The organism is Enterococcus sp. DIV0840, from assembly GCF_050527835.1.
In the GTDB taxonomy this organism is placed as follows: domain Bacteria; phylum Bacillota; class Bacilli; order Lactobacillales; family Enterococcaceae; genus Enterococcus_L; species Enterococcus_L ureasiticus.
Map to the genome: position 1 here is coordinate 339,521 of NZ_CP172876.1, position 14,159 is coordinate 353,679.

Genomic DNA, 14,159 nt, shown 5'->3' on the forward strand with positions numbered 1-14,159 from the left:
ATTGGTTATAGAAATAAAAAAGGACAGGTGAATAAATATGATAGATCATCTTTCAATAAATGTAAGCGATATCGACAAAAGTAAACAATTTTACAAAGAGGTCTTAGCACCATTAGGAAATGAAATGAAGTTTGATTTTGGTAAGAGCGTTAGCTTTGGTGAGAAAGAGATTATCAGCGGAGATCCTGCGGGTAGTTTTTGGATAACAGAAGGTGAGCCAAAACTCATTCATTTTGCGTTTAGTGCTGCCTCCAAAGAAGAGGTTGAAGCATTTTATAATGCTGGACTAAAAGCTGGTGGAACCGATAATGGTAAACCTGGAATCAGGCCAGATTATGGTGCTCACTACTATGCGGCATTTATTCTTGATCCAGATGGCTATAATATTGAAGCAGTCTATCGTGGTGCGTAGTTAAAATAAATCACAACAAATTGATGCATTCTCTGAAAGAAAGCTTTATACTAAGAAATAATGATATATTTTCTGGAGGAGAAAGATGAATAATAACGATATACTGATCCGTTTACGTTACGCATTAGACATTAAAGATACAGATATGATCAAGATTTTTAAATTGGGTGATTTAGAGGTCACAAGGGAAGAGCTGCGAGTTTTACTAACAAAGCAAAATGAAGAAGATGAACTTCCACGTGATGCCGTTTGTGATAATCGTACCTTAGAGGCCTTCTTGAACGGTTTGATCACGTATAAAAGAGGCAAAGCACCTGTGAAAAATGGTGTAGCACCTAAGCCAACATTCTTGATCTCGAATCAAAGCACTGTCAATAATGTTTTACTTAAGAAAGTAAAGATTGCGTTAACTCTGACAAGTGACGATATGCTCGATGTTTTGAGACTGGCCGGCGTTTATGCTTCAGAGAGTGAGCTAAGTGCAATCTTAAGAAAAGAAGGACACCGAAATTACATGGAATGTGGCGACCGCTATGCAAGAAATTTCCTGAAGGGTTTAGCGATCAAGTATCGGGAACAATGAATCAAGTAATGAAGTAAAAATACAATTTACTATCAGGATGAAACTAGGCTAAATGAGACTAGTTTTGTCCTTTTTCTGACTAAGGGAGGAAGCAACTTGAAGAAAATCGAACGAATACTGGCAATCATCGTTCTACTTTTAGAAAATGAGATTGTTTCAACTGCTCAATTGGCTCAACGTTTTGAAGTGACCAAAAGAACCATTTTTAGAGATATCGAAACGATTGAATTAGCTGGTTTTCCGATTATTTCTCATCCAGGTCGGAAGGGTGGTTTCTCACTAGTGGATTCTTTCAAATTGCGAACATATACTTATAGTGGAGAAGAAAAGCAAGATATCCTTAATGCGTTAAATATCAAAGAAGGTTTATTCGGAATTTCGGATCAGCAAAACACAATCAAAGAGAAAATTACATTGATACAACAGAAAAACAATCAAAAAGGCCAGCTGAAAAAACAATTTTCATTTGAGTCACCGACCATGCATCGGCTAGAAATTGAAGTTGAAACGAAAAGAAAAATCAATTATATCAATCTTTCTCTGAAACAAAATCGAAAAGTAATAATTGATTATGTAGACAATAAAGGTGATCATACGCAAAGAACGATCCATCCATATGAATTAATGTTGATGAACGGCAGCTGGTATATCTATTCTTATTGTGAGGAACGAGATGCCTTTAGATATTTTAAAGTCACGCGCATTCGTCAGCTTATGATTCAGGAGAGGACATTCGAACCTGTTGAATACTCTAATACAAGACTCATTGAACCTGATGAAGACGTGATCCAATTACGTTTTAAAAAAGAAGACTTAGGAAAACTATATGATTATTACACGGAAGATGAAATTGAAGTAGAAGAGAATCATGTAGATGTAAGAGTTTATGCAAATCAGCAAAAAACGATCATTCCCTTTTTGTTGATGTTTGGTAACGGTGTAAAAGTTATAGCACCAGAAAAATTGAAAGAGCGACATAAACAAGAAATAATCAAATTAAACGAAACATATTAAAGAAGAGGGATTTCACGTAGCTATTTTCTTGCTTCAAATGTTGGCTGTCTTCTGTATGCTAAAATCGAGGTACTGAGCTGAAATTAAGTAAGGAAGCGATAAGAAATGCTAGGAGTAAATGTAAGGAATAAAAAGTAGGCTCTACAGTTTTTAGGAATCAATTTCTAATAACTGTAGAGCCTTTTTCTAATGCTTTTGTATATATTTTTTATATTTAAATGTTTTATTATCATTATTGTATAAAGAAATTTGTAGAAAGTAACAATAAAATTCATGTGAATTATTGCATAATTATTTTTGTTAGAATAGTTTTCTTTAGGGAATAGTACGAAAGGTTGTTGAAAGGCTATATATAAAGCTGATTTTTGATAATTATAGACTGAAAAAACATATCTTGTTTTTCGATAAAACAAGATATGTTTGTGAATGTTTTTAAATTATTTTGATATCTAAATCTATTCTATTGGTTTGCTAATGATAAATCAATAGTGAAATCAAGAAAAAAGCAATATATTTTTTTCAATTTTTAATAGAAAAACAGAAAAAAATGAGAATTTCGAAGAAATACTTTACTTGTTTGAAATAAATTTAATGAAGAGTGGATTCTCGGTTATTTTTTATCGCCGTCAGATTCGCCGTCAATAATATAGGAAGGAATTGATTTTTTTGGCTAAAGGTGAAAATATTTATAAACGCAAAGATGGACGCTGGGAAGGTCGATACCCAAAAGCAAGAAAAATAGATGGAAGCATTCATTACGGGTACATTTATGCTCGTTCATATCGTGCAGTGAAAGAGCAGTTACTTGATAAAAAAGTGCAGAAAACACTTGTTTACACTGGATCTGTCAAAGAATTTCACGGAACGTTTGGGGAGTGGGCTAATCTTTGGCTAACAGAGATTATGGCTCCGAATTTGAAAGAAAGCACGTATGCCAGTTATAGTCATAAGCTTCAATTATATGTTTTACCAAGTTTAGAGAAGCGTCCTCTAAAAAAAATCACAGCTTCTGATATGGATAAGCTATTTAAAGGTTTAGCACAAACATTATCTGCTAGTTCGGTTCATATTGTTTTTCGTATCACAAAAAATTGTTTTGAAGCTGCCAAAGAGCGAGGTTATATCTATTTAAATCCCTGTGAACGTACAGCTTTGCCCAAAATAAATAAACAAAAAGTTCAAGCATTGACACGCACGCAGCAAAAAGCAGTAGAAGCTGAAAGTCTGAAAAGTATCAAAGGATTGCCTATTCTATTAGCGTTAGAGACAGGTATGCGTATTGGAGAAATCTGTGCATTAAAATGGGAAGATATTGATTTTGAGTCGTCTGTGTTAACAGTCCAACGAACAAAACAACGAATCGCTTTACCAAGCTCTTCAGGTCAACGAACAAAAATTATTGAAACGCCACCGAAGACTGTCAACGCGAACCGGATTATTCCGCTTACCCAAAAAATTAAAACCGCTCTACTACATTGGAAAAAACAAGCTATCTCTACTTATGTTGTAACGAGTGAAGGACATTCGATTGAACCTCGTACAATCAGCTATCGATTTGAACGTGTCAAGAAAAAATTGGGATTGATCAATGTGTCTTTTCATGCCCTGCGCCATACATTTGCAACTCGTTGTGTGGAATTAGGCGTTAACATTGCTGCAATCAGTTCTTTATTAGGACATTCATCTATTAAATTGACGTTAGATACGTATACGAATTCGTTCTTAGACGAACAAAGAGTAGCGATTGATAAATTAGCATTTATCTAATGACTTTCAAAAAAATGCTAAGAGAATCGCTTTCTTTTTCTCGTCGTTTTTATAACGTACGTTATTATTCAGCTTTATATTATCTGTGTTTTTAAATATAAGCCCTTTAAAAGCAAAAAGAGCTTTTTTTATTTTTTATCCGCCGTCAAATCCGCCGTCAAATCCGCCGTCAAATTCGCCGTCAACAGAAATTTTAAAACCTTACAAATAAAGAAAAATTCTCTCTTTTTCTTGTTTTATCGAAAAACAAGATGTATTTTAGCGGACTACACCCAGTTTTAAACAGTATAAAAACTATTCTAAAATACTGCAAATATATTGACTAAATTAGAAAAAATTAATGAAACATAGAAGATGGAGGAGAGAAAGGATATGTACAATATTGGGGTTATTTCTTCAAATAGAGAATTGGCTGATAACACATACATAGAGGCGATAAAAGAAACAAAATGTATTGTCCATCATCTGAAGGAGCAACAGAAATGGAACATCACTGAAGATGGATTGGATGCACTGATCATTGAAGACGAAGAAAATCAGATGAGTATAATTTGTGAATCTATAATAAAAATCCGCGAACAAAGCTCTGCGTTATTGTGGGTGTTGTCTAAAAATACAGATAAATCTACAAGAATTGTCTATATGAAATTAGGAGCGGATGGAATTATCAATGCATCGATTGATTCAGATGAACTTTCGTTGTTTATACAAGGAAATTTGAAGCGTTATTCTGAAAAAAAACAAAATACACTCAAATCTCACGAACATCCAGCACTTCAAGAACCTGTTTTAACTAAGAATAAGATTAAACTTATCCCATCTAATTTCAGTGTCTTGCTAAATGGTAATCGTGAAGTGAGCTTAACTAAGCTTGAATTTAGAACGATCGAATTGTTAAGTCAACATGCAGGAGAGGCTTTAGCATATGAAGAAATTTATAAGAATGTCTGGAGTGGTGAAGACGAAGACAAGCAATATCGAGTGGCAAATATTATTTATCATTTACGCAGAAAACTTGATGGAGGTAACACTACGAGAGAGTACATCAAAACAGTTCGTTCGAAAGGTTATATGCTGAATAATTAATAAGAATGTGTTACACGAAAATACTGATAACTGTTTTCATTTTTTCTCTGTAATCGTTTATTCAATTAATGAATAGCGTAGAGCAGAGAAACTTGAAATAGATGTGTCTAAACATACGGCACACTCATTTTTGAGGAAAGGAGGAAAAATATTGAAAGTTTTGAAAAAAAGTTCTTTCGTTGCTATTTTAATAAGTCTATTTGGTGTAATGAGCTTTTTAGTTTTAAATAATCAAACGAAAATAAAAGCTTCTGACAAAGATGGCAGTTCATACGTTTTAGAAAAGAAGTCAGAAACTAAAAATCAAGTTGAGTTTGATTTAAAAGTGAAAGATCCCCAAAAGAGCACAATCACATTATCTTTAGATAACTCTGACCAACGTATTTTATATGCTGAAAACATTCTGGATTATCTTCCAGAAGAGGTCGCAAAAAAATTGGAGATCATAGATGATGATACGGAAAATCAGGTCACAATTACTTTTAAAGAAACACTTGGTAACTATACATTGCCAATAATGTTTAAAGCATCGGAATATAATAAAACGATATCCAATACGCTTAAAGTAATAAGTGAAGAAAAAGTAGTTTCTAAAGCTAGTTTTGATTTGGACTATCAAAAAGAAGTGATTGAAACACCAGTTGTGGTCAAAGATGACGTGAAAGAGCAGGCGAGAGGGTTTAGAAGTGCAGTATCTGTTAATAATTGGGATACATTTAAAGCGGCTTTAGCGAATACTGCAGTTGATGTGATCAATGTTGATGCTGATATTACAAGAACAGCTACAAATGCAGCTTCTGCTCCTGGAACATTGTCCAGAGATTTAACGATCAATGGGAACAATCATAAAATCGATTTTGGTGCCAATAATGGTAACGTAACTTTAGGTGCCACTTCCGTAAATAAATTAGTGGTAAATGATGCAACGATAACTAAACAAGGAGCAACTTCGATTTTTTATTCGTCCTCAGCTTCCGCTGTTTGGGATGTGACATTCAATAATGTGAGTACACCAGAAAATAATGTTCCAGGTGTAATCGAGGCTACGAATAGTACGTTAAGATTAGCCGGTGAAAATAATTTTTACGCTACAAATAATACGGTCACGATTTTACATGTTTATTCAAGTGATGGTGCTAAAAGTAATATTACGACGAACCAATCAAGCAACACTCTAACGGTTTGGGCAGTTGGTATAAATGATGGAAATCGTGGTGGCGGAACGATTAATTTAGATAATGCCACCTTAGTAGCACATTCCACTGGTTCTTCTGCTATTCGCTTACGTTATGGGGGCAATAAATTTAATGTGGCCAATCACTCAAAATTAACAGCGATTACTGATACAACAGGTGGCGATGCAGCGACTGTACGTTTTTCAACGAATAATCCAAATAATGAGTTTAATATTTCAGATAACTCAGAGATCGACATTCAACATTTAGCCGGTGAAGCTCCAGCTTTACGTTTAAATGGAGATGGTTTTATTACGAATGTATCTGGAAAATCAAAATTGAATCTCTACAATAAAGGATCAGGCAATGCAAGTAATAATTCGAATGAAGCCTTGAACTTACCTGGGAGTAATAATACTTTCACGATTCGTGATAAGGATAGTCAAGTGAACATGATTGCTAATTACGGACCGGCTGTATATGGAAATTCAAATACATCCACAATCGATGCAGGGCCAGATACAGAGTTTATCGCTAGAGGAAATACTAGCGGTGAAGCCTATGGTGTATTCAATATGGGAGCTAATGCCAGTGTTCTGATCGATAATCCGATTTATTATGATTTTGCCAATACACGTTCAGGCGGAGCCAACATCTTTAGTTTGAGTGGTGCTGGCGGAAAATTTGTAGCAAATAATACCGATGTCAGTGTTTGGCAAAAAGGGAAAAATGTTTACGTAGATGATCCGTTATACGATTGGACCTTGATTGATTTTACATTAACTGGTTCTAACTTAGCAACAATTGCAAGTACTAGTGATACTGGTTTTAAATCACTATTTGGGCAACCAAATAATTATGCCCGAATGAGTGGGAATAATGCTAGACCGATCGTGGATGACTTAAGAATACCGACGAATGCTGATAAAGCAATTTATGGGCACGTTTCAGTTCCGGAAGGGGTCGAAGGTATTCGTGATGCTTGGACAGATGAAGTCGAGGTTGATGTAACTGTAAAAAATGCAGATGGTTCTGTTGCTTACACTTTGACTGACGATACAATTGGTTCGCCAGGTCTTGCTCTGTGGGGAGAAACTGCTAAAAATGGGTTGTTTAAAATCAACCTTCCAAACGGTAAATTTCTTGAAACAGGTCAAACGATAGAAGTGACCGGTGCCAGACGTAGAGGTGCGAATAGTCAATCTGGAAAAATGCACGAAAGTTTACCAGAAGATATTCAAACAGGCGTTCAAACAGTCATCGATGTCACTCCGCCCACCCAAACAGGGGAGGCAAACAAATTAAATAATGCCACCAAACAATTATCTGGAACAAGTGACGAAAACGGTGCAAAAGTTTTTGTCAAAGTAAATGGTGAGTGGTTAAAAGGTGCAGATGGTAAAGCAGTATTTACAACTGTTGCTGCTGGGAAATGGACACTTGATTTATCTAGATATTTAGAAAAATCTGATAAAGTAGATGTTTATTTAAAAGATAAAACAGTTATCAGTCCTATGCCGACTTATACATTGCCAAATACCTACACACAAGAACCAGATGGGATATTTGGAAATATCAATGTAGAAGTGGATGGCTATGATGGAGCAGGAGGTTACTCAGGTTACCATGATGCAGTAAAAAGTGGAACGGATGATAATCGCTTTGATCCAGCCAAAAGACTCATTGTTGAAGATGGGCTTCCGGACAATCCATTAATGGAAAAAACCGTTGTTTCTTCTGGTGATAGAACAACGCAAGTCGGCGATATACTAACGTATACACTAACCGCTACTAATGGAAAAAACGCTAGTCTAGATGCTGTTTGGAATAAAGTTACTATAAAAGATACGATTCCAGACGGATTAAATTTTGATCCAGCAACAGCAAACGTGACGATTAATGGTAAAGCGGCATCTGAGACGGACTTTACCTATGATGTCGATTCTCGTTTATTGACAGTGAATGTCGGGAATTTGAAGGCGGGAGCTTCTGCGATTGTAACCTTTAAAACAGAAGTTCAGCAATCTGGAGTTGGAAAAGTAATCAATAACGTCGGGACAGCAACTGGTTTTTCATCAAGAGAATCCGGGGAATTTATAGAAGGACCTGACGATCCTGATCGAGCACATGATGTATTTTCTAAAGATGCAAACGTTGATAATCCAGGAGGAAGTATTTTCGGTATTTTGGAACTTGTTTCAGCACCCAAAAATATTAATTTTGGAACAACTATCTTTAGTCCTAAAGGAACAAAAATCAATAATCCTTCTTATGAAGGAGCGGATTTAGTCGTGAAAGATGGCCGTGCGGTTCAAGAAACATGGACTTTGAATGCCCGTTTAGAAAAAGAATTAGCCAAAGTTGGTGAGCCGGATGTCTTTATCCCTAGAGCGATTCGTTATGTACACAAAAATGATGAAATCACGTTAATGGGAGCATCGCAGCCGATCATCTCACGTAAAAATGATAATAATGATCCATATAACATCAGTAGTACTTGGTCACCAGATGGCGACGGCTTCAAATTAAATGTTGATTCTGGTCAATCCATAGCTTCTGGTAAATATGAAGCAACAATTGTTTGGGAATTGGTCGCAGGACCACCACCAGAAAATCCATAAAATAGGAGTGAAAAGTATGAATAAAAAAAGAATAATTATTATGCTGGCTTCTATTGTGTGTCTGGTGGCGTTCACACCGACTTCATTGACTGTGACTGCAGCTGAAAACCAAAATGGAGGACAAGTAACAACTGAAGGAATCATTACGTTCTATGAAGACTCGACTGAGCCGACAACAGAACCGTCAAAACCAACGCCGTCTAGCCCATCAGAACCTAAGGTAACAAAACCTGTTGGAAGATATCCGTCCACGGGCGAAATTATCAAGGGCTCAATTGGGATTGGCGGAATTGCGCTAGTAGCTATTGCACTGTTTCTTTTCTTTAAGAAACGTAAAAAAGAGCAGGAGGCAGATAATAAATGAAAAAGAAAACATTGATTTTAGCTGTCGGCGTCCTGTTTTTACTAGCAATGAGCACGAAGACTATCGTTTCTGCTGAAGAAAATACTATAGGCGGACATGGAACGGTCGAGTATACTGGCGAACATCCCAAAGAGCCAGTTGATCCTGAAAATCCAGTGAAACCAGTTGATCCAGGACCCGGACCTTCAACAGATGGTGATCTTAGATTCGATTTTGCACCAACGTTGAATTTTGGTAGAAGTAAAATCACTGAAACAGATCGTAATTTTTATGTAAATGCGCAACTATTTCATGATGGAACGCCTGCCAGAGGTAACTTCTTGCAAGTGACAGATTCTAGAGCAGAAGCTTCAGGCTGGACGCTTCAAGTCCGACAAGAATACCAATTCAAAAATGATGTCATTCAAGAAGAGACTGAAAAAAAACTAAGAGGGGCTGTCTTATCTTTTGATAAAGCGTGGGCAAATTCTGCGTATACTCAAGAAAAATCGCCCCAACTCAGTAAAGATATCATTCAATTGAATGCACCAGGCACAACCTTTCCAGTAGCTACGGCCAATCAAGGGCAAGGGAAAGGAACGTGGATCATTTCGTTTGGAGCATCCGCTGAGAACGCTGGTGACCAAGCAAGCACACTTTTTCCTAAAGTTGATGAAAAAAATCAACCGATCTTAGATGAGAACTTTGAAAATCAGCAAGTTCAGGGAAATAAAGCCATCTTTTTATCCGTACCGGATGCCGTAAAAATCCATCCCGTACAATATCAAACCGAGTTAACTTGGATATTAGCCGAGTTACCATAAAAAAACACACACATATAAAAAACTAGGAGGAAACACACATGAAATTCAAAACATTATGTTCAGTAGCAGTAGTAGCAGCAATCACAACAGGAGCTTTAGCACCAATGGCGGCAAATGCCGAAACAGAAGCAAAATCGTTAACTGGTAAAGGTGAAGTAACATACGAAGAAGATAACGGCAAAAACGAACCTGGTGATCCAGAAGATCCAGATGGAACTAAAGTAGATCCAGATGAAAATCCAGATATCACTGTTAACCCTGATGGTGGACCAATCACGATCGATGTTGTTTCTAACGTGATCTTCCCTAACCAAAAAATTGGTGTATCATCAAAACCAACAACAGCTAAAGCAAATCCTGTTACGTTAACTTTGACAGATGGAACAACTGTAACACGTGGTAACTATGTACAATGGACAGACAAACGTGCAGGAAATGACCACACTTACCAAATCAAAGCAGCAATGACAAAACAATTTACCAATGGTTCAAATAAATTAGAAAACGCAACAATTGCTTATTCTAATGGTTTCCTTAATTCAGAGATGGGAGGAGCAAACTGGCCAAAAACTCGTCCAGCAGACTTTGTTTTATCTCAAGACGGAGTAAGTCAAGTTGTTCTTGATAATAATACGGCTGAATCAACAGGTGCCCGCGGTTTAGGTACTTTCTACGCTGAATTTGGAACATCAACTGCAGATGCTAAAAATACTCTTGCAGAAGCTTCTACTGGTTTAGCAGGCGATTCCGTTGAATTAACAGTTCCAGCTGGACAAAACATCGTTAAAGGAAAATATGTTGCAGACATTACTTGGTCAATCGAGTATACTCCAGCACCAGCAGCGCCAGAAGTTCCAGAAACTCCAACAAAATAAAAGATAATAAAAAAAAAATAGTCAATACTCAAGATACTGGTTCCTTTATTGGAATCAGTGATCTTGTTTAGAGTATAGAATGGAAGAAGGAAATTTTATGAAAAATAAACTAACATACATAGTAACAACGATTCTCATCTCAATCATTACACTTAGTACATGGCCAACGACTAGCATCGCGCAAGAAGCAGGCGGTGCAACAGGATTTGTTTATGAAATAAAATTTCCTGAAAACCAACAAAAAGAGGCCGGCTATTTTGATTTAAAAATGACACCCGGTCAAAAACAAACAGTACAAGTGTTACTAAAAAATCCAAGAGACAAAGAAATTACCGTTGAAACAAGCCTAAATGGCGCTAAAACGAACATGAACGGTGTCTTAGAATATGGCCCAATCAATCTAAAAAAAGATGCCTCCCTAAAATATGATTTTGTTGATCTTGTTAAAGCCCCAGAAAAAGTGGTGTTGCCACCAAACTCTGAAAAAACATTAGACATAGAAATTACCATGCCAAAAGCCTCTTATGATGGCGTGATCGTCGGCGGTATTCAATTAAAAAAAGCCGATGATGAGGATCAAAAAACACAAAACGGCGCCAACGTTATTAACAAATACGCCTACGTCATCGCAATGGTTTTACAAGAAACAGAGGCTAAAGTAGAACCCGAACTGAACTTGAATAAAGTCAATGCAGGCCAATCAAATGCACGAAATGTAGTTTATGTAGATGTATCCAATACGAAAGCAAACTTCTTAGACAATTTATCAATGGAAGCACAAATCATGTCTGATAAAAGCGATGAAGTATTATATGAAACAAAGAAATCTTCTATGCGGATGGCACCAAATTCTAATATGACGTTCCCAGTCAGTATGCAAGGGGAGAAAATGGTTCCAGGTAAATACCGTGCCCATATATTGGCAACGGCCGACAGTAAAAAATGGGAATGGACGGAAGAATTTGAAATCACCGCAGAAGAAGCCGATAAATTTAACCGTGAAGATGTTGGTTTAGTGCAAGAAAAAGGCACGAATTGGCCGTTGATCATCGGTGCCGCTGTTGGGTTATTCGTTATTATTTTGGTTATTTTCTTTATTATCCGGACGATTCGCAAAAAAAGAGAAGCCGCTAAAAAAGCAGAACGTCGTAGAAATAAAAAAGATCAAGGTACAAGTAAATAATGCTGGGAAATAATGGGAGGGAAGGATCATGACAACCTTAGATTGGTTTTTTATTATAGGATTAGTGTTGGCAGTCCTTGCCAGCCTATTTTTCATCCTTTTCCTATTGTTGACCATCAGAACTGGGGCAAAGGTAAAAAGTTTAAGTAAAAGAAAACCGAAAACAAAGAAAAAGAAGAAAAAACTTCGTATTGTCAAAAAGAAGTTGATCAAGCAAAGGAAAAGTCAGCGGACAGCGGCTATCCTTTCGTTGTTTGCAGGACTATTATTAGGTGCTGGGGCGTTTTATTCTTCTTATTACCAAGCGATGAACTTAACTACAGATGATTCTGATTCGATTGCAAAAGGCTATTATTTGATCAGTGATTTTGATAATGAATTGACGAAAGCGGCAAGTGCCACAGACAGTAAGGAAAAGACCGAAACTAATTTACGCTATCTAGGCAATAGTATTGCAAGCTATGGAACGAAAAAAGCGAGTGCCGTCAATACACAAGAGGGGCAATTAACCTTAAATCGCTATTACAATGCAATGAAAGAGCTAGGCACAAATGTGATGAGAAATTATACTCAGATTTATAACAATCCAGATCTGGCAAAAGAATACCAAGAAGACGTTAAAAAGGTAAAAGAGTACGAACAAAAAGTATTTAAGCTGTACAATGTCAATGAAGCTGCTTTAGGTAAGGAAAAGTAAATAATTGAGGTGATTTAGTATGGAATCACGAAAACGTACAGTCCAAAAGAAAAAAAGTCATTCTGAGCAAGTAAAGAAGCCAGTCCGCAAGAAAAAGAAGCCGCAAAAAAAAAAAAAAGAATTATCCGCAAAGCCAATTTGGCCAAAACAAAAAGTAAAGCGATCTGGCAAGTCGAAAAAAGCGATGATCGAAGCGAGGAAAAGAAGAAAAAAACAAAAACGCAAAGTATTATTGTTGGAACTTTTAGGAGCAGTAGTGATTGCAGGTTTTCTTGTTTTTATTCTTTCTATATTTCTATTTTCGCTACCGAAAGTCGAAGGCTATTCAATGGTTCCTACGTTAAGAGAAGGAGACCGTGTCTATGTGAACAAGCTGGGGAAACTCAAAACCTTCGAGTTAGTGTATGTGCAGATACCGGGAACCAAAGAAAAAGAAGTTCGGCGGATCATTGGGCTGCCTGGACAAAAAATAGCTTATAAAAATGATCAACTACAAATTGACGGAGAAGACAGAGAAGAAAAATTTATCTTTGACGAGCAACAAACCTCCCAAGAAAATGGTCGACTTTATACAGATGATTTTTCAATCTTCACTTTAACTGGAGCATCAGAAATTCCGGTGGGAAAATATTTAGTTTTAGGTGATAATCGCCCTTACTCGGTGGATAGTCGGCAATATGGATTGGTAGATGAAAAAGACATTATAGGTGTGATAGAAATGAGATTATTGCCACTGCATCTGTTGCAGAGTTTTTAGAGTATCAGAATGATTTGTATTAAGACTAGTGATAAGACGAGCTGGAATGCTTTGTCTTATTTTTTTGTTTCAAGTTATTGTGTTTTTATTAAGTAAGAATCTCTCTATTTTCCTCAACTAATGTATAATACTTTTATCAACAAAAAAGGAGTTAGTACATGGAAATAAATAACCTACTACCCATAACCACTAGACAAGAACTAAGAACCTGGCTAAAAGCTCATAGCACAACCGAAAAATATTGCTGGATCATCGTCAGCATCAAAACCGAACCCAATAAAATTCAATACCTAGATGCAGTAGAAGAAGCCCTTTGTTTCGGCTGGATCGATGGCATCAAAAAGAAAATATCTGAAACACAAACTGCTCAACGCCTGTCACCAAGAGCGAAAAAAAGTCCTTGGACAGAATTAAACAAAGAACGTGTCCGCCGTCTTGAAAAATTAGGCTTAATGACTGATCAAGGCAGAAAAGTGCTACCTGATATGACAGAAGCTTCTTTTCAAATCGATGAGATGATCGCAGAACGACTAAAAGAAGATGTGGAAATCTATGAGATTTTCCTGTCATTCCCAGAGCTCTATCGACGTATCCGCATCGATACGATCCAAAATTATAAACATCAACCGGAACTATTTGAGAAACGTTTAGATAAATTGATTGAGAATACGAAAGCGAAAAAGATGTATGGTGCGTGGCATGATGATGGGCGCTTGCTTGAATAAGAAAAAAAGTTGGGCTGAACAATAAAAGTTCAGCTTTTTTTCTTGCCTTGGAGTCCACTTCATAGTTTATGATAAATACAATGAATAGAAATGGGGA

General features: G+C 36.6%; 13 protein-coding genes. All 13 read left to right on the forward strand.

Features of this window, described 5'->3' with window-relative positions; all coding sequences use genetic code 11:
• Positions 1-37 precede the first annotated feature (37 nt).
• On the forward strand, positions 38-412 hold the full coding sequence (locus IGL98_RS01625) for a VOC family protein (protein ID WP_206846965.1): 375 nt from the start codon (positions 38-40) through the stop codon (positions 410-412).
• 85 nt (positions 413-497) lie between these two features.
• Positions 498-995, forward strand: a complete 498-nt coding sequence (locus tag IGL98_RS01630) for a DUF1456 family protein (RefSeq protein ID WP_069646839.1) — start codon at positions 498-500, stop codon at positions 993-995.
• A 96-nt stretch (positions 996-1,091) separates the two neighbouring features.
• Positions 1,092-2,009, forward strand: coding sequence for a helix-turn-helix transcriptional regulator (locus IGL98_RS01635; RefSeq protein WP_206911889.1), 918 nt, complete (start codon positions 1,092-1,094; stop codon positions 2,007-2,009).
• 666 nt (positions 2,010-2,675) lie between these two features.
• Positions 2,676-3,776 (forward strand): tyrosine-type recombinase/integrase, encoded by a 1,101-nt coding sequence (locus tag IGL98_RS01640; RefSeq protein WP_206911888.1) that lies wholly within the window; start codon positions 2,676-2,678, stop codon positions 3,774-3,776.
• 372 nt (positions 3,777-4,148) lie between these two features.
• The gene (locus tag IGL98_RS01645) at positions 4,149-4,862 is read left to right on the forward strand and encodes a winged helix-turn-helix domain-containing protein (protein WP_206911887.1); all 714 of its coding nucleotides are present in this window, start codon (positions 4,149-4,151) and stop codon (positions 4,860-4,862) included.
• Positions 4,863-5,013: 151 nt separating this feature from the next.
• The gene (locus IGL98_RS01650) at positions 5,014-8,658 is read left to right on the forward strand and encodes an isopeptide-forming domain-containing fimbrial protein (RefSeq protein ID WP_339099624.1); all 3,645 of its coding nucleotides are present in this window, start codon (positions 5,014-5,016) and stop codon (positions 8,656-8,658) included.
• A gap of 16 nt (positions 8,659-8,674) precedes the next feature.
• A complete protein-coding gene (locus IGL98_RS01655; protein WP_339099559.1) occupies positions 8,675-9,022 on the forward strand; it encodes an LPXTG cell wall anchor domain-containing protein in 348 nt (115 codons plus the stop codon).
• Positions 9,019-9,825, forward strand: a complete 807-nt coding sequence (locus tag IGL98_RS01660; protein WP_206847235.1) for a WxL domain-containing protein — start codon at positions 9,019-9,021, stop codon at positions 9,823-9,825. Before IGL98_RS01655 ends, IGL98_RS01660 begins: the two co-directional genes overlap by 4 nt.
• A gap of 38 nt (positions 9,826-9,863) precedes the next feature.
• Entirely contained in the window at positions 9,864-10,700 is an 837-nt protein-coding gene (locus tag IGL98_RS01665; RefSeq protein ID WP_206913259.1) for a WxL domain-containing protein, read from the forward strand.
• Positions 10,701-10,797: 97 nt separating this feature from the next.
• Positions 10,798-11,883 (forward strand): DUF916 and DUF3324 domain-containing protein, encoded by a 1,086-nt coding sequence (locus tag IGL98_RS01670; RefSeq protein ID WP_339099623.1) that lies wholly within the window; start codon positions 10,798-10,800, stop codon positions 11,881-11,883.
• A gap of 28 nt (positions 11,884-11,911) precedes the next feature.
• A complete protein-coding gene (locus tag IGL98_RS01675) occupies positions 11,912-12,580 on the forward strand; it encodes a hypothetical protein (protein ID WP_206912721.1) in 669 nt (222 codons plus the stop codon).
• A 19-nt stretch (positions 12,581-12,599) separates the two neighbouring features.
• Positions 12,600-13,337 carry a signal peptidase I gene (gene lepB, locus IGL98_RS01680; RefSeq protein ID WP_242590273.1) on the forward strand — a complete coding sequence of 246 codons (738 nt, stop codon included), beginning with the start codon at positions 12,600-12,602 and terminating at the stop codon, positions 13,335-13,337.
• 158 nt (positions 13,338-13,495) lie between these two features.
• Positions 13,496-14,062, forward strand: a complete 567-nt coding sequence (locus IGL98_RS01685) for a YdeI/OmpD-associated family protein (protein WP_206912718.1) — start codon at positions 13,496-13,498, stop codon at positions 14,060-14,062.
• Positions 14,063-14,159 lie beyond the last annotated feature (97 nt).

Excerpts from the sequence above, each read along its gene's own strand:
- IGL98_RS01625 (WP_206846965.1), top strand. The coding sequence starts at position 38 with ATGATAGATCATCTTTCAATAAATGTAAGCGATATCGACAAAAGTAAA.
- IGL98_RS01630 (WP_069646839.1), top strand. The coding sequence starts at position 498 with ATGAATAATAACGATATACTGATCCGTTTACGTTACGCATTAGACATT.
- IGL98_RS01645 (WP_206911887.1), top strand. The coding sequence starts at position 4,149 with ATGTACAATATTGGGGTTATTTCTTCAAATAGAGAATTGGCTGATAAC.
- IGL98_RS01655 (WP_339099559.1), top strand. The coding sequence starts at position 8,675 with ATGAATAAAAAAAGAATAATTATTATGCTGGCTTCTATTGTGTGTCTG.
- IGL98_RS01660 (WP_206847235.1), top strand. The coding sequence starts at position 9,019 with ATGAAAAAGAAAACATTGATTTTAGCTGTCGGCGTCCTGTTTTTACTA.
- IGL98_RS01665 (WP_206913259.1), top strand. The coding sequence starts at position 9,864 with ATGAAATTCAAAACATTATGTTCAGTAGCAGTAGTAGCAGCAATCACA.
- IGL98_RS01670 (WP_339099623.1), top strand. The coding sequence starts at position 10,798 with ATGAAAAATAAACTAACATACATAGTAACAACGATTCTCATCTCAATC.
- IGL98_RS01675 (WP_206912721.1), top strand. The coding sequence starts at position 11,912 with ATGACAACCTTAGATTGGTTTTTTATTATAGGATTAGTGTTGGCAGTC.
- lepB (WP_242590273.1), top strand. The coding sequence starts at position 12,600 with ATGGAATCACGAAAACGTACAGTCCAAAAGAAAAAAAGTCATTCTGAG.
- IGL98_RS01685 (WP_206912718.1), top strand. The coding sequence starts at position 13,496 with ATGGAAATAAATAACCTACTACCCATAACCACTAGACAAGAACTAAGA.